Below are 18,516 nucleotides of genomic sequence, written 5' to 3'. Positions count from 1 at the left end.
TAGGCTCAGGTGATGGCGGTTCACGCTGGCGATCGCACCAGTGAGTTCGAGGCGCTGCGCCCGCGACTGCAGGCGGTGGCATACCGGCTCACCGGGAGCGTGGCCGATGCCGAGGACATTGTTCAGGACGCTTGGCTGCGTCTGCATTCCGCGACCGCCGAGATTGAGGACTTGCCGGCCTGGCTGACCACCGTTGTCTCGCGGCTTGGGCTGGATCGACTACGGTCGGCCGTGTACCGCAGGGAAACCTATGTGGGGGAATGGCTTCCGGAGCCTGTGGTGACCGGTTTGGACGGCAGTGACCCGCTGGCCGTGTTGGTGGCCGGCGAGGACGCGCGTTTCGCGGCCATGGTGGTGCTGGACCGGTTGGCGCCCGATCAGCGCGTCGCCTTTGTGCTGCACGACGGATTCTCGGTGCCGTTCAAGCAGATTGCCGAGATTCTCGGCATCGGCGATGCGGCCGCGCGCCAGCTGGCCTCGCGTGCCCGGCGAGCGGTGACGGCCACCCCCGAACCGGCGGCCGATGCCGAACACAACGAAGCGGTGGGTCAGCTGTTGGCGGCCCTCATCTCCGGGAGTATGGAAGCGGTTGTGCGGGTGCTGCATCCGGACGTGACGATGACGGGAGACTCCGATGGCAAGGCGCCGACGGCAGTACGCGTCATCCATGGCCCCGACAAGGTGGCCCGTTTCCTGCTGGGCTTGATGGAGCGTTACGGGCCGCACATGACGCAGGCCATGAACCCCGCACTGGTGAACGGGCAGTTCGGCATGTACCTGACCGCGACGCCGGCAGATACGGCCGACTCCGGTTATTGGCCGGTGCTGCCCCGGGTGAGCGCGTTCACTGTGCACGACGGCAGGGTGCTGGCGGTCTGGGATGTGTGTAATCCCGACAAGTTCACCGGTACCCCGCTACGTAACGCCTAGGCGCCCGGTGAGTCCTGGGAGGTGGCCCACGGAACGCGGCAGGCGTCACCGGAATTGAAGCCCTGCTCGGTGATTCCCAGTGCGGCATAGGTGCGGGCGCGCATGTTCTCGACGCCGATCTGGTAGGACAGCTCGATCACCCCGGCGTCACCGAACCGCCGTCGCAGATCGGCGACCTGCTCGTCGGTGATGTCGTGCGGATTTCCGGTCATCGCATCGGCGTAGGCGATCGCGGCGCGCTCGTCCCCGGTGAATAGCGGGGAAGTCGCGTAGTCGTCGATGGCCTTGAGGCGGTCCACGTCCAAGCCGTCCAGGCGTTGCAGCATGGAGCCGAAGTCGACGCACCACGAGCAGCCCACGGTGCGGGCGGTCCAGAACACCGCGAGTTCGCGCACGCTGGCCGGTAGGACCTGCGAGGCGCTGCCCAGCATCTGCTCGTGCACCGCGGCCGCGACCATCAGCTTGCGATGGTGGGCGATGACGGTAAAGGGCTCGGGCACTTGACCGAAACGACGCTTGGTCATCCGGTACATGATGCGGGTGAGCAGTGAGGCGTTCGGCGGGGCGATGGGTGCGATACGTGATGTGGTGGTCATACCCCTATGACGGGGCAGCGCCCGGATGTGTGACAGGGCCGGGGAGTCTGGTCATCGAGTGTGAGTGCCAGTGCGACAAAATCGCCGAGTGTGAGCAGCAGGGCTCACACTCGGCGAAAGGGTGGGGCAGGAGGGGTCAGCGCGCGAACATCAGGGCGCGCTTGACCTCTTGGATCGCCTTGGTCACCTCGATACCGCGCGGGCAGGCGTCGGTGCAGTTGAACGTGGTGCGGCAGCGCCACACCCCGTCGACGTCGTTGAGGATGTCCAGGCGCTCGGCGGCAGCCTCGTCGCGGCTGTCGAAGATGAACCGGTGCGCATTGACGATCGCGGCCGGGCCGAAGTAGCTTCCGTCGCTCCAGAACACCGGGCAGCTGGTGGTGCAGCAGGCGCACAGGATGCACTTGGTGGTGTCATCGAAGCGTGCGCGGTCGGTCTGGCTCTGGATGTACTCACGCGTCGGCTGGTTACCGCTGGTGATCATGAACGGCTTCACGGCGCGGTAGGCGTCGAAGAAGGGCTCCATGTTGACCACGAGGTCCTTTTCCACGGGCAGGCCGCGGATGGGCTCGATGGTGATGGTGAGCGTCTTCTTGGGGTTCTTGGGCAGCAGGTCGCGCATCAGCACCTTGCACGCCAACCGGTTCACGCCGTTGATCCGCATGGCGTCCGAACCGCACACACCGTGTGCGCAGGACCGGCGGAAGGTCAGCGTGCCGTCCAGATAGCCCTTCACATACAGCAGCAGGTTCAGCAGCCGATCCGTCGACAGGCAGGGCACCCGGAACGTCTGCCAGCCCGCCGCGTCGGGGTCTTCGGGGTTGAAGCGCTGGATCTTCAGATCCACCATGACCGCACCCTCGGGGACCGGAGGCAGCGGCGGGTCGCCTGCTTCGGCTTTCTCGATAACCGCAGTCATCTCAGTACTTCCGTTCCATCGGCTCGTACCGGGTCTGGACAACGGGCTTGTAGTCCAGCCGGATATCGGACAGCAGCTCGGCACCCTGCTTGTACGCCATGGTGTGTCGCATGTAGTTGGTGTCGTCGCGGTTCGGGTAGTCCTCACGGGCATGTCCGCCGCGCGATTCCTTGCGGTTGAGCGCGCCCACCACGGTCACCTCGGCGAGCTCCAGCAGGAAGCCCAGCTCGATGGCCTCGAGCAGGTCGCTGTTGTAGCGCTTGCCCTTGTCGTGCACCGTGATTCGGCTGTACCGCTCCTTGAGCGCGTGGATGTCGTTGAGCGCCTGCTTGAGAGTGTCCTCGGTACGGAACACTGCGGCGTTGTTGTCCATCGACTGCTGCAGCTCGGTACGGATGTCGGCCACCCGCTCGTCACCGTGCTCGGAGAGGATGTCCGCCACCCACTGGGTGACCATCGTCGCCGGGGTCTCCGGCAGGTCGATGAAGTCATGGGCCTCGGCGTACTCGGCCGCGGCGATACCCGCCCGGCGACCGAACACGTTGATGTCCAGCAGCGAGTTGGTGCCCAGGCGGTTGGCGCCGTGCACCGAGACGCAGGCGCACTCGCCGGCCGCGTACAGGCCGGGGACCACGTTGTCGTTGTCGCGCAGCACCTGGCCCTTGATGTTGGTCGGAATGCCGCCCATCACGTAGTGGCAGGTGGGGTACACCGGAACCAGCTCGGTCACCGGGTCGACACCCAGGTAGGTACGGGCGAATTCGGTGATGTCCGGGAGCTTGGCCTCCAGCACATCGGCACCGAGGTGGCGCACGTCGATGTAGACGTAGTCCTTGTTCGGTCCGGCGCCGCGGCCTTCGAGTACCTCGAGAACCATTGACCGGGCCACGATGTCGCGAGGCGCGAGGTCGACGATGGTGGGCGCGTAGCGCTCCATGAAGCGCTCGCCCTCCGCGTTGAGCAGGCGGCCGCCCTCACCGCGCACGGCTTCCGAGATCAGAATTCCCAGCCCGGCCAGGCCTGTCGGGTGGAACTGGTGGAATTCCATGTCCTCCAACGGAAGTCCCTTGCGGAACACGATGCCCAGACCATCGCCGGTCAGGGTGTGCGCGTTGGATGTGGTCTTGTACATGCGTCCGGAACCACCGGTGGCGAAAACGATTGCCTTGGCGTGGAACACATGGATATCGCCGGTCGCCAACTCGTAGGCGATGACGCCGGTGGCCACCGGGCCGTTCGGCGTTTCGGTGAGTGCGATGTCCAGTGCGTAGAACTCGTTGTAGAACTCGACATCGTGCTTGACGCAGTTTTGGTACAGGGTCTGCAGAATCATGTGTCCGGTGCGGTCCGCCGCGTAGCAGGCCCGGCGCACCGGCGCCTTACCGTGATCGCGGGTGTGACCACCGAAGCGGCGCTGATCGATTCGGCCCTGGGGTGTCCGGTTGAACGGCATACCCATCTTCTCGAGATCAAGGACGGCGTCGATCGCCTCCTTGCACATGATCTCCACGGCGTCCTGGTCGGCGAGGTAGTCGCCACCCTTGACGGTGTCGAAGGTGTGCCATTCCCAGTTGTCTTCCTCGACATTGGCCAGCGCGGCGCACATGCCGCCCTGGGCGGCGCCGGTGTGGCTACGCGTCGGGTACAGCTTGGTCAGCACCGCGGTACGGGCCCGGGGTCCGGCCTCGACGGCGGCGCGCATACCCGCGCCACCCGCGCCGATGATGACGACGTCGTACCGGTGTTCCTGGATGGTTGCCTCAGATTTAGGCGAAGACATTAACGAAGCCCCTAACCGATGTTCGGGTTGAAGGTCAGCAGGACGTAGGTGCCGAGCACCACGGTGAAGATGATCGACAGTGCCAGCAGGCAATTGAGCCAGAACCGGGTCGAGTCCTTGCGGGTGTAGTCGGCAATGATCGTGCGCATCCCGTTACCGCCGTGCAGCTGCGCCAGCCACAACATCGTCAGGTCCCAGGTCTGCCAGAACGGGCTGGCCCAGCGCTGCGCCACGAAGTTGAAATCGAGGCGGTACACGCCGTTGTCCCACATCAGCATGATGAACAGATGGCCCAGAGCCAGGAAGATCAGGACGATGCCGGAGAGTCGCATGAAGATCCACGCGTACTTCTCGAAATTGGGCATGCCCGACCCGCGCCGGGGGGCACGTGGATTGTCCAGTGCGGCAGGGCGGTCGTAGTTGCGCTCCATCACGGGAGCGGGGCGGCCGCTGGCGCGAACGCTCGTGTGCGAACCGGTCTGAGGAGATGTCATAGGAAACGCTCCGCCATGTGCATGAGGATTCGGGTCACTGCGGGAACCATCACCACGAACCAGACCGTGCCGATGATCCACAGCATGAGGCGCTGATAACGCGGGCCCTTGGACCAGAAATCGACGAGGATGACTCGGACACCGTTGAGCGCGTGGTACAGGACCGCCGCGACCAGGCCGAGCTCCATCAGACCCACGATCGGGGTCTTATAGGTCTCGATCACCGAGTTATAGGTCTCGGGGCTAACCCGCACCAGGGCGGTATCCAAGACGTGGACAAAGAGGAAGAAGAATATCGTGGCACCGGTAATGCGATGCAGGACCCAGGACCACATTCCTGGATCACCACGGTATAGCGATCGCTTGAGGCGATTACCTTCGCGGCCAGAGCTGGCCGTATCGGGCGTCGCAGTCGTCACGTGGGCCTCCAACACCAATGGTGGACTGGGGCCAAACGGTGCGGTAAATGGGGGCGTCCATGACGCGCATCCGATGGCCCAACGGTGGTCGGCGAACCGTCATCCGAACTCTAAACCCAATCCGAGGTGGCGCCGAAATCGCATGAGCGCGAAAAGGCGCCGAAATGCACCGTACTCCAAAGTAAGTTAGGTAAACCTTGCACGAGCAAATGATGAGCCGATGCGATTCTCATGGGGTCGACAAGGAGGTCTCCGGGTTATGAAAATCAATTGGAATGAATTGCGGGACAACGCATACGCGATAACCAAGCACGCGTATGCGCCGTACTCGAAGTATCCGGTGGGGGCCGCCGCGCTCGTTGATGACGGCAGGGTGATCGCCGGCTGCAATGTGGAGAATGTCTCATATGGGCTAGGTCTCTGCGCGGAGTGTTCTGTGGTGTGCGCGCTGTTCTCCACCGGAGGCGGCCGGTTGGTGGCGCTGTCCTGCGTCGATTCCCGGGGTGAGCCGCTGATGCCGTGCGGCCGTTGTCGCCAGTTACTTCTTGAGCATGGCGGCCCGGAGCTGCTGATCGATCACGCCGACGGGCCACGAGCCCTTGCGCAGCTGCTCCCGGAGGCATTCGGGCCCGACGACTTGGACCGGGGGCGCATCTGATGGCAAACACATATCGGTTCGATATGCCCTCGATCATCGCGACCAAACGCGACGGCGCAGAGCTGAGCCCGGACGCCATCGATTGGCTGATCGAGGAGTACACCGGCGGCAGCATCGGCGAGGAACAGGTCGCGGCCTTGCTGATGGCGATCTATCTGCGCGGGATGAACAGCGCGGAAACGGCGGCGTGGACGGCCGCGATGCTGGCTTCCGGCGAGCGGCTGGACCTGTCCGGGCTCTCCCGGCCGACTGTCGACAAGCACTCCACCGGCGGGGTGGGCGACAAGATCAGCCTGCCGTTGGTCGCGGTCGTCGCCGCGTGCGGCGCGGCGGTGCCGCAGCTCTCGGGCCGGGGTCTCGGACACACCGGTGGCACCCTCGACAAACTCGAATCCATCGCGGGCATCCGCGTCGATCTGACCAATGACCAGATACGTCAGCAGCTTTCCGATGTCGGGGCCGTGATCTGCGCGGCCGGAGCGTCACTGGCGCCCGCCGATCGCAAGCTGTACGCGCTGCGCGATATCACCGGCACCGTCGAGTCGATACCACTCATCGCCGGGTCGATCATGAGCAAGAAGCTGGCCGAAGGCACGGCCGCACTGGTTCTGGATGTGAAAGTCGGTGCGGGCGCGTTCATGAAATCTGAACAGCAGGCCCGCGAATTGGCCTTGGCGATGGTTGATCTGGGCACCGCGCACGGGGTCGCCACCCGCGCCCTGCTCACCGCGATGGACACGCCGCTGGGGATGACCGCGGGTAACGCGGTCGAGGTGGAGGAATCACTCGAGGTGCTGGCCGGGGGAGGGCCCGAGGACGTGGTCGCCCTCACCGTGGCACTGGCCCGCGAGATGCTTGCCGCCGCCGGTATCGACGCCAAGGACCCGGCCGCGACGCTGACCGACGGCACGGCCATGGATGTGTTCCGCGCGATGATCCGCGCGCAGGGCGGTGACCTTTCGGTGCCGCTGCCGCTCGGACAGTGCCAGGAGACGGTGCTCGCCCCGGCCGGCGGGGTCATGCGCCGCATTGACGCGATGCCCGTCGGGATCGCGGCTTGGCGTCTCGGCGCCGGACGCAGCCGTCCCGGAGAGACGGTGCAATACGGCGCCGGGGTACGTATTCACCGTCGGCCCGGAGAGTCGGTTGTCGCGGGAGAACCGCTGTTCACGCTGTATACCGACACCCCGGAGCGAATGCCCGCCGCGCTCGCTGCCCTGGACGGTGGCTGGGAGATCGGTGCGGCGCCCACCCTTACACCCCTCATCGTCGATAGACTTTCGGTGTGACGGCCGAACTTGATTTGGTGTCAATCACCCAGGCTCCCAAGGCGCTTCTGCACGACCATTTGGACGGGGGGCTGCGCCCCGGCACCGTCCTGGATCTGGCGCGAGAATCCGGGTACGAGAACCTGCCGGCCGACGATGAGATCGCGTTGGCGTCCTGGTTCCGTACCGCCGCCGACAGCGGTTCCCTGGAGCAGTATCTGGAGACCTTCGCGCACACCGTGGGGGTCATGCAGACGGCTTCCGCGCTGCACCGGGTGGCCGCCGAATGCGTGGAAGACCTTGCCGCCGACGGCGTGGTGTACGCCGAGGTGCGTTTCGCGCCGGAACTTCACATCGACGCGGGACTGAACCTCGATGACGTCATGGATGCGGTGTTGTCCGGGTTCGCCGACGGGGAGCGGCAGGCGAGTGCCGCGGGCAAGCGCATCACGGTGCGCACGCTGGTCACCGCGATGCGGCATGCCGCACGGTCGCGAGAGATCGCCGAGCTGGCCGTGAGGTTCCGCGACCGGGGTGCCGTCGGGTTCGATATCGCGGGAGCCGAGGCCGGATACCCGCCCAGCCGCCACCTGGACGCTTTCGAATACATGCGGAATGCCAACGCCCGGTTCACCATCCATGCCGGTGAGGGATTCGGATTGCCCTCGATCCACGAGGCGATCGCCTTCTGTGGGGCCGATCGGCTGGGGCACGGGGTACGCATCGTCGAGGATATCGACATCGACCCCGACGGCACGGCACACCTGGGCAGACTGTCTTCGCTACTGCGCGACAAGCGGGTACCACTGGAGTTGTGCCCGAGTTCGAATGTGCAGACCGGCGCCGTCGACAGTCTCGCCAATCACCCCTTTGATCTGCTGGCGCGGCTGCGCTTTCGGGTGACCGTCAACACCGACAACCGGCTGATGAGCGACACCTCGATGAGTCGCGAGATGCTGCGCCTTGTCGAGACGTTCGGATATGGCTGGAGCGACCTGCAGCGATTCACCATCAACGCCATGAAGTCGGCCTTCATCCCGTTCGACGAGCGGTTGGCCATCATCGATGACGTGATCAAGCCCGGGTACGCGATCCTGATCGGCTAGCCGCGGGCTTACTCGCGCCGGAGCCGCGCCTCCATCGCGCGCTCCAGGGTCCGCCAGCGCTCGGCGGCGTCCGCGAACGGGCCCTTGGGCTCATCGTGCTGTTCCGGCTCGAGCAGATGCCCGACCAGCTTGCCCAACGGGGTGTCGCTGTCCAGCTCTGCGTCGACGCTGTCGTCCTCTGAGTATTCGGCGACGTCGGTCAGCAGCTCGACAGCCAGCTCCAGCTGATCGCGGTCCACCTCGTCGACGCCGTCCTCCAGGTCGTCGGCGAGCCCGGTGAACACGTAGATGTTGTCGTCGGTGATGTCGATGCGCAGCGAGCCATCGGTGGCGGCGGTGCGGATGTCGTCGTAGGTGCTCAGGTCGGCCAGATCGTGATCGTGCTCATCCGCCAGATACCGGGCCAGCGCCCGCTCGGAGCCGAACACGCTGATTCTTCCGTTGCGTCCCAAGAAGATCGGCTCGTCGTTCAGATAGCAGCGCAGCGTGTAGAAGGTTCCCGAGTTGGTGATCATCTGAATCGGGTCGATGCCGACCTCCAGCCAGAAGTCCTCGTCACCGCCGAGAACGACATCGTCGTCCGCGGTCTCCTCCTCCTCGCCGTCCTCTTCGTCCTCGTCTTCGTCTTCGTCGGTGGAGTCGTCTTCGGCATCCTCGGAGCTCTCGTTGTCCGAGCCAGAGTCCTCGTCGAGCAGATCGAGTTCGTCGTCGTCTTCGAGGTCGTCCTCGTTGTCGACGGCGTTCTCGGCGGCAGCAAGCAGTTCGGCGTCCGCGGCGGCGGAGAGCTCCTCATCGACGTCGGGAGTGGCGGCGATCTCGTCGATGGCGTCGATGACGGAGTCCCACGACTTGCCGACGATGGCGCCGATCTGGTTCCACCGCTTCAATCCGTCTTTACCCGTGAAGCTTTCGGCCCCTCCCGACAATGTGCCGAGCACCGGGTTGCCGTTGATGAGTTTGTTGATGGCGGGCAGTTCGCACACCGCGCCGATGGAGGCCACGATCGCCAACGTGGCGCGCAAGGTATCGACAGCATCCTCGCTGGGCTTGTCGGCTACCAGCTCGGGGACGCCGATCAGGTCGTAGCGGTTGTCGTCGTCCGGCTCCAGCTCGTCCGCCGACAGCGACGCCAGCGTGGACCACGCCGGGTGATCGACAAGATCGTTGTCGTTGTCGGTCCGCACGAAGGCCACCAGATCGGCCACCGACTCGAACACGTACAGGTCGTCGTCCTTGCCCAGAAACGCTTCCCATTCGTCTCCGGCGTCGCGCCACCGCGGGGCCCACAAGGTGACCACGTCACCTTCGGTGAGCCCGAGTTCGATGGGGACGATGTCAGCAGCCATGCGGCAAGCCTAGCCAGAAGGCAGGGCGTGAGGGAAAGACCCACCGCCAGAATCGGCGTGACCGAGGCAACAAGAGTCTTCCGCGTGCGGGTGCGCTATGAATCCGGGTCCGCCGCCGTCACCGGTGTCAGGGTGACGAGTGCGGCGAAAGCGTTGTCGCGCAAAGCAAATTTTGTCGCAGCTGCGTGCAGGCGGAGCCACCCGCCGGAGATGGCCCGTACCCGCAATATCCCGGCGGTCGAGCCGGCCCGCAATTCATCGCGCATCGTGCGTGCGGTCGCTTCGTCGTCCGGGTGGATGCCGTCGGGCCGATCCGGGTCGTAACGCCAGGCCAGATCCGGAAATGGCTCGTCGATCCACTTCAGGACGGCGAAGGTGTCGACGTTCATCAACAGCCGGTGCACGCCGGGGGCGGCCACCGCTTCCAGGATCTGCTGCGCCAACCCCGCCTGAGGCTCGGCGGGACGGTTCTCCACCCGGGTGCACACGATCCTGTTGATGCGCCGCACTGCCCCCAAGGGATCTGTTTCCTTGGATGCTCGTCCGGCATAGTGCACTTGGAGGGTGTTCCCTTGATGGTCGGCCGCCAGGCAGGTCCCGCTGTATGTGGAATCAAGCTCGGGACTCACCACGTGCGCCATCAATTCGGCGTTGCGCGGGCTCGGCAGCACCGGCGCGAGCCCTTCGGCGATGGCTTGCCGTTCGGATCTGTTCTGTGGGTCGAAACCCATCACCTCGAAGTACTCCGGGGTGAGCGTGGTCAGTGAGGTATCCAGGTCTCCCAGGCAGGCCCCGGCGATGGGCCGGGGTGGCGGCTCGGCCTCTGCCGGTCCGAACCACACATGCACGCCATGGATCTTCGTCGCGCTCATGGCTATCGGATGGACGCGTACCACGCGGTCGCGCGCGGGGGTGTGGGCCACGGTGAGTTCACCCGTGCGCCGGCAGTCGGCGATCGCCGATTCGATCAGGGGCCGATGCCGATTGCGGCGCAGCACCGACTCCAACGGCGTCAGGTTGCGTGCCTGCGATCCGATCGCTATCACCGTGGGCTCGTCTCCCAAGGTTTCCAGCAGCATCCATTCGCGCGACATGCGCGGATGTTAGCAATTTACGGCGATGTCGCGCCGCGCCATGTTTGTTCCCGCCGCGGCCAGCTAACGGCGCCGGAAGGTGACCAGTGCGACGGTGGCATTCTCGTTGAGCTTGACTACCTGAGTGGCGCAGTGCAGTGATTCCCAGCTGTCGTCGTGGCAACGGAACCTAACTACCGCTTCGGTGGCGCCGAATACGGAATTGTCGAGCATGAAATTCAGATTCGCCTCGTCCTCGGGGTGAATCTTGGCGCGTCCCAGCGGGTCGTGTTCCCAATGCCATTCGGGGGCAGGCGGGTCGATCCACTTGATCAGCCTGCGTGCCGCGATCATGACCAGTGCGCGATATGCGCCGGGTTCGGCGGCGGCTTCGAGGACCTGTTGCTCCAGCAGCGGAACCGGTGGGGCGGGCTGGCCGACGCGCAGATTGATCGCGCGTCCCAGACGCTCGGGGACGCCGTCGTTGTTGGGCTCGAGAACCAGCCGGCTGGCGAAGTGGCACAACGTGGGGTTTCCGTCGCTGTCGACGCCGGGCCAGGTCGCGCTGTAGGTCATGCCTTCCGTCGCCGTCACGATGAGCCCCAGGACGTCCGTTTCGCCGGGGTTCGGCGACAGGTATCGGTAGAGCTCCGGCATGCTGATTTCGGCGTGCGGTTGGCCCGCGGCCATTCCCATTGCCGTTGCGGCGCCGTCGCTGATGTACAGCAGACCGGTATCGGCGTTGAGAACCACCGCTCCGCCCTCGGCAGGCGGGTCCGAGGGCGGGGGAGTCGAACCTGTCCACAGCCAGACGCCATGCACCCGACCGTCGGGCATGGCGACGGGGCGGACGTCGATGAACGAATCTGAATCGGGTGGGCCGATCGTGCCGGCTTTGTTTGCTTTGGTCGCGGCGGTGATAACTCGGCGAAGCAGGCCGAGATTTCGATTGCGCCGAAGGAACGTACTCAGCGGAACCATGTTCCGCGGCTGATTGCCGGACGCGATGACGGTTGGCTCGTTGCCGAGTGTTTCCAGGAGAAGCCACTCGCGCGCCACCTTCGGATGCTATCAGCGGTGTACCGGCGGTACGCATTCGGCGAGACGGCGCTGGACACCGTTGCGAGTATTCGTAAAAGGTTGCGAAGACCAGGTCAGAAGCGATATTTTCGGCTGGCTCCCGCGATCGGCGGGCTAAGTACGGACCCTGTCTCTTCGGGCCGTGCCCGCAGCGTTGATGAGCCATGTCTGACGGTTGAACTACCCCACACGCAACTCATCGCGCTGGTCGCCGCGAGCACCTACCGGTGCATAGACGAGGGGTCGGTAGGTGTGACGGTGACCGTAAATAGTGGTGGCGCTAATCTGCCCACGTGGGCATGCCAGCGCTGAGGTCGGCGCAAACCTATCTACCGTTTCTGCGGCCGCTCAAATTCGGTGCGTACAACCTGGGCACCCGCCTCTTCGGATGGCGCGTCGACCCTGAGTTCCATCTCCTGAAACGGGTCGGCCCGATATCGGTGGCGATCGATGTCGGGGGCAACTGGGGCCAGAGTATCTGTGCGCTACAGCGCACGGTGTCGCCCGGGCAGATCGTCAGTTTTGAGCCCAATGCCATTCTGGCGCAACGACTCAAGCGTCGATTCGAAGGCGATGCCGTACGGGTGCACGCGTGTGGCCTCTCCGACGCGGACGGAACCTTCGATCTGTTCATTCCGCGATATCGCAACTTTGTGTACGACGGTTTGGCCTCGCTCGACGAGAACGAGGCGCGCGACTGGCTCAACGCCGAAACGATGGCCCGCTTCGACGAATCCAAACTGACGATCGAACGGCACCCGGTGCAGGTTCGCCGGCTGGACGATTTCGGGCTGGAGCCTCAGGTCATCAAGATCGATGTGCAGGGGATGGAGGCAGCGGTGATTCGCGGCGGGCTCGCGACCATTACCGCGTCGAAGCCGGTGTTGATCGTCGAGACGCCGTCCGACGAGGTGGTGTCACTGCTGGATCGCGCCGGGCTGAAACCGTACGCATACCGCGACGGTCGGCTCCAGCACGATTGGCGTAACGCCGAAAATACGGTGTTCCTGAGCGATGCGCATCGGGACCGCGTTGGGTTGTAGCGCTGAAACCTGTTACGGCTGCGGGTTTTTGAGATCTACCAGTAGCTGTGCCAGCACGCGTTCGCGGTGATCGAACGCCTGACCCGCGGCTGCGGCCGCCGTGGCCACCACGATCTGCCCGACGATCTTGGGGGACAGCTTGGTGACCGAATCGTCGAGCCGCAGGTTGGTCAGCGCACCATTGCCGTTGGCTTCCGCCTCGACATGTCCCTGTGCCGAACGGGCCCATCCACGAAGGCCTTTCAGCTCCTCGACGGCGCTGTTCAGGATGTGGCCTCCGGCACGGGCCTTTGTCATGGTCTCTTGATACTGCTGTTCGAGCGCCCGGAAGAAGGTGAGGTCAGGCTCGGTCATCAGGATCTCCGTTCCATCTGCTCTTCGGACTGCCGCAGCTCGATATCGGCGACTTGAGCGGGTGTCGCCAGACCGATCCTGTCGAGGAGGTAGTCGGGTATGCCGCTCTCGGCAAGCTCCTCGCGTCGCGCCGCTCCGCAGCGCGCGGCACCGAGTTCGCACAGGTTTTTGATTTCCCGTGCCAGTGCCGACGCGCCGCGATTGAGCATGTCGGGTTCGATGTGAACCTCAAGCGGCAGCCCGAATTCGGACACCTTGACCCGCAGCGTGCCAGCACGATTCGTCATATCGATGCTCGCACGCGGCTCGGGCCGCGGTACTCCCGAACTAGGAAGTGGGTCGGTAGAATCCATGGAATCCCTGTCCGGCGTTGGTGGTTCGGATCGGGGAGATCTGGACCGGATCACCGGCCTCGACCATCATGCCGTTGCCGATCACCATGGCGACGTGGCCATCCCACACCGCGAGATCACCCGGCATCACCGAGCCCTGGTCGACCTTGACGCCCACACCCTGCTCCTGGGCAAGCCGCGGGATGTCGACGCCGGACTCGCCGTACGCCCACTGGGTCAGGCCACTGCAGTCCAAGCCGACCCCGGGCTTGGTGCCGCCCCACTCGTAGGGCACACCCACCTGGCTGAGGGCTTTGCGCACGGCTTCGGCCGCGGAGGCATTCGGAGCCTGGCTGGTGCTGCCGTCGGGAAGGAACAGCTGCACGCCCTTGCCCATGCTGCGCGGGTCGAGCAGCATCTTGGCCACGGCGGGCTTGGCGCCACCCAATCCGCCATGTCCGCCATGCAGGGCGGCCTGCAGGCCGGCACCCAGGCACTGTCGGGCGCCGCCAGCGGCGTCACCCAGACCATGAGCTCGATGGGCCAGGGCCTCGGCCAGATTCCGCAGGCGCTCACCGGCATGTTCAGCGGCGCCGGCAGCGGTTCGGCCAGCGCGCTGGCCGAACCGCTGCCGGCGCCGCTGAACATGCCGGTGAGCGCCTGCGGAATCTGGCCGAGGCCCTGGCCCATCGAGCTCATGGTCTGGGTGACGCCGCTGGCGGCGCCCGACAGTGCCTGGGTGCCGGCCTGCAGGCCGCCCTGCATGGCGGACATGGCGGGGTGGGGGGGCCCGGGGGGGGGGGGGGGGGGGGTTGCCCCTGCCGGCACCCGCCATGCCGGTCAGTTCACCGGCCTGTCCGGCCAGCTCCCCTTCAAGCTGTGCGGTGTGCTCGGCGACGCGGGCCGTGCAGCGGCTGGCGGCTTCCGCCAGCTCGCCGGCGACGCCCGGAACCCAGAGCAACGGTGTCAGCGCCTCGGAGGTGTGCTGGAACTCCTGGAGGGCTTCGGTGATCAGGCTGGTGGCACGAGCGGTCGACTCGGAGGCCTGCCCAACGTTGGCGCCCATGGCGCCGCTGCGGGTGGCCATGCTGCTCAGTGCCTGGCCCGCCATGCCGGCGAACTGTCCCAGCGCCTGTGCCGCCGCACCGGCGAAGGAGCCGATGAGTGAGCTGCCTGCCTGCATGCCCTGTTGCATGACCTGCTGCATGACCTGCATGCCGCCCTCCAGCATCTTGCTGGGGTCTTGGCCCTCTTTGAACTGACCGGGGCCGACGGTGCCTGCCATGTCCATGGCCGGTCCGATGAGGCCCGAGGAGAAGGGGTTGTTCTCGAAGCTCGGGTAGTTCGTGTTGGTTGCCTCGGCCATACGGCTGGGCGAGATAGGACTTGTCTCAACCATGATCAGGCCTCGATTCCTTCAACAGTGGTGGTGAAACCTTGGCTGAAGTGGTCTTCGGTGTTGTCGTAGTCATTGCTACCGACTGTGGTGCTGACACCGGACTCGGTGACGCTGGTCGCGAGCTGGCCGACATCCATCCCTTGCTTGGCTGAGGTCGCCGCGAAGGCGCCCAAGTAATGCGCGCCGATCGGGCCAAAGACCGGTGCCAGCGCGGCGACCGGAAAGATGCTGACGGCGGTGCCGACCGCCGCGAGCGTTCCGCCCATGCCCATCTGCACCCCGGCAACGCCACGCAACATGTCTGTGTTGGCCGACAATTCCTCTGGCATGTCCCCTCCATCTCCTCGGTGGTTCGGCTACCGCCTGTTTTCGGGCAGTTTTCGCCTTGTACTTGGATACGACGGGTGTAGTCGCGATTCGGTTCCATCTTTCTCAAACTTTTTGAAAGATTTTTTGGCAACGTGGCCACCCCGTCGTATTACCTGCTCAGCATAGCTTGCCCGGCTTTGCAGGGAACGATATCGAGGCACCTGTCCGGGAAGTGCCAGAAGTGACGCCCGTCACATTTGAGGTGATGGGGATCGATGCTTGCTGCTTTAGGGTCGGTCCATGCATGTGCACGTAGTTGAGCATCCGCTTGCCGCGGCCCGATTGACCACCCTTCGCGATGCCCGCACGGATAACGCGGCCTTTCGTGCTTCGCTGCGGGATCTGACGCTGATGCTCGTCTACGAGGCCACCAGCTCGGCGCCGGTGGAGTCCCTGACGGTGCACACGCCGGTGGCGGAGACGACGGGCTATCGATTGGCCAATCCGCCGTTGCTGGTTCCGGTTCTTCGGGCCGGACTGGGCATGGTGGATCAGGCGCACGCCCTCATTCCCGAGGCGCGTGTCGGATTCGTGGGCATGGCGCGCGATGAGGACACCTGGCAACCCACTCCGTACCTGGAATCGCTTCCCGCAGACCTGTCGGCGCAGCCGGTGTTCGTGCTGGATCCGATGCTCGCCACCGGAGGATCGATGGTCTACACCCTCGATCTGCTGCATGCGCGCGGCGCCGCCGATATCACCATGTTGTGTGTGGTCGCCGCGCCGCAGGGGGTCACGGCGGTTCGGGAGTGCGCCGAGCGTTTCGGTCCGTCCACGTCCGTACGGCTCTTCACCGCGACGATCGACGAGGGACTCAACGAGGAGGCATACATCGTGCCCGGCCTCGGTGACGCGGGCGATCGCCAGTTCGGGCCCAGGTAGTCGGGCCCGGCTAGATGCTGCGGGCGTAGGCCTCCAGCTCGGAGACCACGACACCCGCCCAGATCCGCGCGACGGTCGGATCGGTGATGACGGGCTCGCGGACCTCGATGTAGCACTTCACCTTCGGCTCGGTTCCCGACGGGCGGATCACCAGCCGGATGGATGACCCGCCGATCTCGCCGGCGAGAATCACCGCATCCGTACGCGCCTGGCCGCGTCGCTCCAACAGGTCTTCCGCGGTGATGGGAAACCCGGACAGGGCGGTCGGGATGTTCGTGCGCAGCCGGTCCATCATCGCGGAGATGTCCTCGAGCGACTCCATGCGCCGTGACACCTGCGAGGTCACATGGATGCCGTGTCTGATGGCCAGATTCTCGAGCTTTTCCTCGACGCTGCTGCCGAGTTCACGCAGATGAGTGACCAGATCGCAGGCCAGTACCGCCGCGGAGATGCCGTCCTTGTCGCGGACTGCGGCGGGATCGACGCAATGCCCGATGGCCTCCTCGTACGCGTAGACGAGGTCGGAATCCGCGGCCCGGGCCAACCATTTGAACCCTGTCAGCGTCTCCACGTAGCGGGCGCCGAGCGATGCCGCGATCCGCGCGAGCATGCGTGAGGAGACCACCGTGCTGGCCACCACCGGGGGAGTGGATGACGCCAGTTGCGTGGAAAGGATGTAATCGCCGAGCAGCCAACCGGTTTCATCCCCGGACAGCATGCGCCAGCCCGTGGTGGTGGGCACGCCGATGGCGCATCGGTCGGCATCCGGATCGAGTGCGATCGCCAGGTCCGCGTCGACCTCGGCGGCCCGTGCCAACACCGCGTCGGAAGCCCCGCGTTCTTCGGGGTTCGGGAATGCGACGGTGGGAAAGTCCGGATCCGGTTGGAACTGCTCGTCGACCACGTGGATGTCGGTGAAACCCGCGGCGTTCAGTGTGGCCAGGGCGGTGGGTCCACCGACTCCATGCAGTGCGGTGAGTGCGATGCGCAGGCCACCGGAGCCCCGGCGCACGGTTGCGGCGCGTTGGATGTACGTGTCCACCAGCGCGTCGTCGGTGGCCTCGATCGGGGTTCGGCGAATCTCATCGGCGAAAGGCGCGGCGGCCGTGGCTACTTCGATTTCACGATCGGTGGGGGAGATGATTTGCGCGCCGCCCGACCAGTACACCTTGTAGCCGTTGTCGGCGGGCGGGTTGTGGGACGCGGTGATCTGGATGCCCGCTGCCGCGTCGAGATGCCGTACCGCGAAGGCCAGCACCGGCGTCGGGAGTGGCCGGGGCAGCAACACCACTTTGAATCCCTCGGCGGCCAGGACCTCCGCCGCGCCCTGCGCGAACTTCGCGGAGCCGTGCCGGGCATCGCGGCCCACCACCACGGTGGAGCCGCCCAGGCATCGATCCTTGAGGACCTTGGCCAGCCCGTAGGTGGTGCGCAGCACCACGGCCAGGTTCATTCCATTGGGGCCGCCCCGGACGGGGCCGCGCAGGCCCGCCGTGCCGAACACCAACGGATCGGAGAAGCGCTGCGCGAGTTCGTCTTCGGAGCACGCGCGTAGTTCGGCGACGGTCTCGGGGTCCGGGTCGTGGTCGATCCATTCCTGGATTGTGTGTGCTGCCAGAGTCATAGCCGACCAATCACCGAGCGTAGAAGTTGGCCCATGCGAGTCGCCGACGCGCGACCGGCCGCCAGCACCTCCTCATGATTGAGGGACTCCCCGGTCATTCCGGCCGCGAGGTTGGTCACCAGGGATACACCGAACACCTCGGCCCCGGCCGCGCGTGCCGCGATGGTTTCATGCACCGTCGACATACCCACCAGATCCGCGCCCAGGGTGCGCAGCATCCGGATTTCCGCGGGAGTCTCGTAATGCGGTCCCGGCAGACCCGCGTACACCCCTTCGGCGAGGCTGCCGTCGATCTCTCGGGCCAGGGCCCGCAATCGCGGCGAATACGCATCGACAAGGTCGACGAATTGGGCTCCCGTCAGCGGTGAGCGGGCGGTCAGGTTGAGATGGTCGCTGATCAATACCGGCTGGCCCACCGAGTAATCCTCGCGCAGCCCGCCGGCCGCGTTGGTGAGAACGATGGACTTCGCGCCCGCCGCACAGGCCGTCCGCACCGGGTGGACGACGTGGCGCAGGTCGTGGCCCTCGTACGCGTGGATCCTGCCCAGCAGCACCAGCATCCGGTCGTCGCTGTCGCCGATGGGCACGGACAACACCGAGCCGCCATGACCGGCCGCACTCGGCGGGCTGAATCCGGGTAGGTCCGCCATGGGGATCGTGGTGGCCGCGGTGCCGAGTTCCGCGGCGGCCGGGGCCCAGCCCGATCCGAGGACCACCGCGACGCGATGGCAGGCGATACCGGTCCGCTCCGCGATTGCCGCGGCTGCCAGAGCCGCTGCGTGCTCCGGGGACTGAAACTCGTCGGTGCTGTCGCCTCTTCGCGTAAGCCGCTCATCGGTCACAG

19 protein-coding genes and 1 pseudogene are annotated in these 18,516 nt (G+C 65.5%); 6 read left to right on the top strand and 14 right to left on the bottom strand.

The genetic code is table 11. The features are described from left to right. Nucleotides 1-12 precede the first annotated feature (12 nt). The gene (locus tag ABG82_RS20855) at nucleotides 13-930 is read left to right on the top strand and encodes a sigma-70 family RNA polymerase sigma factor (RefSeq protein WP_043076660.1); all 918 of its coding nucleotides are present in this window, start codon (nucleotides 13-15) and stop codon (nucleotides 928-930) included. On the opposite strand, the gene ABG82_RS20850 is transcribed toward ABG82_RS20855, so the two are convergent. The 5 genes from ABG82_RS20850 to sdhC all read right to left on the bottom strand — a co-directional run bounded on the left by ABG82_RS20850 (nucleotide 927) and on the right by sdhC (nucleotide 5,054). Continuing rightward, a complete protein-coding gene (locus ABG82_RS20850; RefSeq protein WP_043076570.1) occupies nucleotides 927-1,526 on the bottom strand; it encodes a carboxymuconolactone decarboxylase family protein in 600 nt (199 codons plus the stop codon). The genes ABG82_RS20855 and ABG82_RS20850 overlap by 4 nt on opposite strands. Before the next feature lie 136 nt (nucleotides 1,527-1,662). Beyond that, nucleotides 1,663-2,445 carry a succinate dehydrogenase iron-sulfur subunit gene (locus ABG82_RS20845; RefSeq protein WP_043076571.1) on the bottom strand — a complete coding sequence of 261 codons (783 nt, stop codon included), beginning with the start codon at nucleotides 2,443-2,445 and terminating at the stop codon, nucleotides 1,663-1,665. A gap of 1 nt (nucleotide 2,446) precedes the next feature. Next, a complete protein-coding gene (sdhA, locus tag ABG82_RS20840; protein ID WP_043076572.1) occupies nucleotides 2,447-4,225 on the bottom strand; it encodes a succinate dehydrogenase flavoprotein subunit in 1,779 nt (592 codons plus the stop codon). 11 nt (nucleotides 4,226-4,236) lie between these two features. Beyond that, complete coding sequence (locus ABG82_RS20835; protein ID WP_043076573.1) at nucleotides 4,237-4,719, bottom strand: succinate dehydrogenase hydrophobic membrane anchor subunit; 483 nt, start codon at nucleotides 4,717-4,719, stop codon at nucleotides 4,237-4,239. Next, nucleotides 4,716-5,054 carry a succinate dehydrogenase, cytochrome b556 subunit gene (sdhC, locus tag ABG82_RS20830; protein ID WP_043076574.1) on the bottom strand — a complete coding sequence of 113 codons (339 nt, stop codon included), beginning with the start codon at nucleotides 5,052-5,054 and terminating at the stop codon, nucleotides 4,716-4,718. The genes ABG82_RS20835 and sdhC overlap by 4 nt, the downstream gene beginning before the upstream one ends. Before the next feature lie 343 nt (nucleotides 5,055-5,397). Between sdhC and ABG82_RS20825 the strand changes: the two genes are divergently transcribed. Genes ABG82_RS20825 through ABG82_RS20815 form a run of 3 tightly spaced genes read left to right on the top strand, consistent with a single transcriptional unit; the run spans nucleotide 5,398 to nucleotide 8,170 of the window. Further along, nucleotides 5,398-5,796, top strand: coding sequence for a cytidine deaminase (locus ABG82_RS20825; RefSeq protein ID WP_043076575.1), 399 nt, complete (start codon nucleotides 5,398-5,400; stop codon nucleotides 5,794-5,796). Then, nucleotides 5,796-7,085, top strand: a complete 1,290-nt coding sequence (locus tag ABG82_RS20820) for a thymidine phosphorylase (RefSeq protein ID WP_043076576.1) — start codon at nucleotides 5,796-5,798, stop codon at nucleotides 7,083-7,085. Before ABG82_RS20825 ends, ABG82_RS20820 begins: the two co-directional genes overlap by 1 nt. After that, complete coding sequence (locus tag ABG82_RS20815) at nucleotides 7,082-8,170, top strand: adenosine deaminase (RefSeq protein WP_043076577.1); 1,089 nt, start codon at nucleotides 7,082-7,084, stop codon at nucleotides 8,168-8,170. The genes ABG82_RS20820 and ABG82_RS20815 overlap by 4 nt, the downstream gene beginning before the upstream one ends. An 8-nt stretch (nucleotides 8,171-8,178) precedes the next feature. Here ABG82_RS20815 and ABG82_RS20810 read toward each other — a convergent pair whose 3' ends face one another. The 3 genes from ABG82_RS20810 to ABG82_RS20800 form a co-directional block, all read right to left on the bottom strand. Beyond that, a complete protein-coding gene (locus ABG82_RS20810; protein WP_043076578.1) occupies nucleotides 8,179-9,516 on the bottom strand; it encodes a hypothetical protein in 1,338 nt (445 codons plus the stop codon). Nucleotides 9,517-9,611: 95 nt separating this feature from the next. Beyond that, nucleotides 9,612-10,610: a GAF domain-containing protein gene (locus ABG82_RS20805; protein ID WP_043076579.1), complete on the bottom strand. Its 999-nt coding sequence runs from the start codon at nucleotides 10,608-10,610 to the stop codon at nucleotides 9,612-9,614. A 63-nt stretch (nucleotides 10,611-10,673) separates the two neighbouring features. Continuing rightward, entirely contained in the window at nucleotides 10,674-11,648 is a 975-nt protein-coding gene (locus ABG82_RS20800; protein WP_043076580.1) for a GAF domain-containing protein, read from the bottom strand. 320 nt (nucleotides 11,649-11,968) lie between these two features. Here ABG82_RS20800 and ABG82_RS20795 point away from each other — a divergent pair, with 320 nt between their 5' ends. After that, a complete protein-coding gene (locus ABG82_RS20795; RefSeq protein ID WP_043076581.1) occupies nucleotides 11,969-12,712 on the top strand; it encodes an FkbM family methyltransferase in 744 nt (247 codons plus the stop codon). Between the two features lie 12 nt (nucleotides 12,713-12,724). Here ABG82_RS20795 and ABG82_RS20790 read toward each other — a convergent pair whose 3' ends face one another. The 4 genes and pseudogenes from ABG82_RS20790 to ABG82_RS20775 form a co-directional block, all read right to left on the bottom strand. After that, nucleotides 12,725-13,066, bottom strand: coding sequence for a YbaB/EbfC family nucleoid-associated protein (locus tag ABG82_RS20790; RefSeq protein WP_043076582.1), 342 nt, complete (start codon nucleotides 13,064-13,066; stop codon nucleotides 12,725-12,727). Continuing rightward, nucleotides 13,066-13,419, bottom strand: a complete 354-nt coding sequence (locus tag ABG82_RS20785) for a hypothetical protein (RefSeq protein ID WP_043076583.1) — start codon at nucleotides 13,417-13,419, stop codon at nucleotides 13,066-13,068. Before ABG82_RS20785 ends, ABG82_RS20790 begins: the two co-directional genes overlap by 1 nt. After that, a pseudogene (locus tag ABG82_RS20780) lies at nucleotides 13,394-14,797 on the bottom strand (C40 family peptidase). The gene ABG82_RS20785 and the pseudogene ABG82_RS20780 overlap by 26 nt, the downstream one beginning before the upstream one ends. Nucleotides 14,798-14,799: 2 nt before the next feature. Further along, entirely contained in the window at nucleotides 14,800-15,126 is a 327-nt protein-coding gene (locus tag ABG82_RS20775; protein WP_043076585.1) for a type VII secretion target, read from the bottom strand. 280 nt (nucleotides 15,127-15,406) lie between these two features. Between ABG82_RS20775 and upp the strand changes: the two genes are divergently transcribed. Then, a complete protein-coding gene (upp, locus tag ABG82_RS20770; RefSeq protein WP_043076586.1) occupies nucleotides 15,407-16,048 on the top strand; it encodes a uracil phosphoribosyltransferase in 642 nt (213 codons plus the stop codon). A gap of 10 nt (nucleotides 16,049-16,058) precedes the next feature. On the opposite strand, the gene ABG82_RS20765 is transcribed toward upp, so the two are convergent. After that, entirely contained in the window at nucleotides 16,059-17,672 is a 1,614-nt protein-coding gene (locus ABG82_RS20765; protein ID WP_043076587.1) for a phospho-sugar mutase, read from the bottom strand. Continuing rightward, nucleotides 17,669-18,514: a purine-nucleoside phosphorylase gene (locus ABG82_RS20760; RefSeq protein ID WP_043076588.1), complete on the bottom strand. Its 846-nt coding sequence runs from the start codon at nucleotides 18,512-18,514 to the stop codon at nucleotides 17,669-17,671. Before ABG82_RS20760 ends, ABG82_RS20765 begins: the two co-directional genes overlap by 4 nt. Between the last annotated feature and the right edge of the window lie 2 nt (nucleotides 18,515-18,516).

Source organism: Mycobacteroides immunogenum (assembly GCF_001605725.1).
GTDB lineage: Bacteria > Actinomycetota > Actinomycetes > Mycobacteriales > Mycobacteriaceae > Mycobacterium > Mycobacterium immunogenum.
Note: the sequence above shows the minus strand (reverse complement) of the source record. Positions and strands in the feature narration are given on the sequence as shown.

Bases quoted from the DNA above. Each gene is read 5' to 3' on its own strand.
- ABG82_RS20855 (WP_043076660.1), top strand. From the start codon at position 13: ATGGCGGTTCACGCTGGCGATCGCACCAGTGAGTTCGAGGCGCTGCGC.
- ABG82_RS20850 (WP_043076570.1), bottom strand. From the start codon at position 1,526: ATGACCACCACATCACGTATCGCACCCATCGCCCCGCCGAACGCCTCA.
- ABG82_RS20845 (WP_043076571.1), bottom strand. From the start codon at position 2,445: ATGACTGCGGTTATCGAGAAAGCCGAAGCAGGCGACCCGCCGCTGCCT.
- sdhA (WP_043076572.1), bottom strand. From the start codon at position 4,225: ATGTCTTCGCCTAAATCTGAGGCAACCATCCAGGAACACCGGTACGAC.
- ABG82_RS20835 (WP_043076573.1), bottom strand. From the start codon at position 4,719: ATGACATCTCCTCAGACCGGTTCGCACACGAGCGTTCGCGCCAGCGGC.
- sdhC (WP_043076574.1), bottom strand. From the start codon at position 5,054: ATGTGGTCCTGGGTCCTGCATCGCATTACCGGTGCCACGATATTCTTC.
- ABG82_RS20825 (WP_043076575.1), top strand. From the start codon at position 5,398: ATGAAAATCAATTGGAATGAATTGCGGGACAACGCATACGCGATAACC.
- ABG82_RS20820 (WP_043076576.1), top strand. From the start codon at position 5,796: ATGGCAAACACATATCGGTTCGATATGCCCTCGATCATCGCGACCAAA.
- ABG82_RS20810 (WP_043076578.1), bottom strand. From the start codon at position 9,516: ATGGCTGCTGACATCGTCCCCATCGAACTCGGGCTCACCGAAGGTGAC.
- ABG82_RS20805 (WP_043076579.1), bottom strand. From the start codon at position 10,610: ATGTCGCGCGAATGGATGCTGCTGGAAACCTTGGGAGACGAGCCCACG.
- ABG82_RS20795 (WP_043076581.1), top strand. From the start codon at position 11,969: ATGCCAGCGCTGAGGTCGGCGCAAACCTATCTACCGTTTCTGCGGCCG.
- ABG82_RS20790 (WP_043076582.1), bottom strand. From the start codon at position 13,066: ATGACCGAGCCTGACCTCACCTTCTTCCGGGCGCTCGAACAGCAGTAT.
- ABG82_RS20785 (WP_043076583.1), bottom strand. From the start codon at position 13,419: ATGGATTCTACCGACCCACTTCCTAGTTCGGGAGTACCGCGGCCCGAG.
- ABG82_RS20775 (WP_043076585.1), bottom strand. From the start codon at position 15,126: ATGCCAGAGGAATTGTCGGCCAACACAGACATGTTGCGTGGCGTTGCC.
- upp (WP_043076586.1), top strand. From the start codon at position 15,407: ATGCATGTGCACGTAGTTGAGCATCCGCTTGCCGCGGCCCGATTGACC.
- ABG82_RS20765 (WP_043076587.1), bottom strand. From the start codon at position 17,672: ATGACTCTGGCAGCACACACAATCCAGGAATGGATCGACCACGACCCG.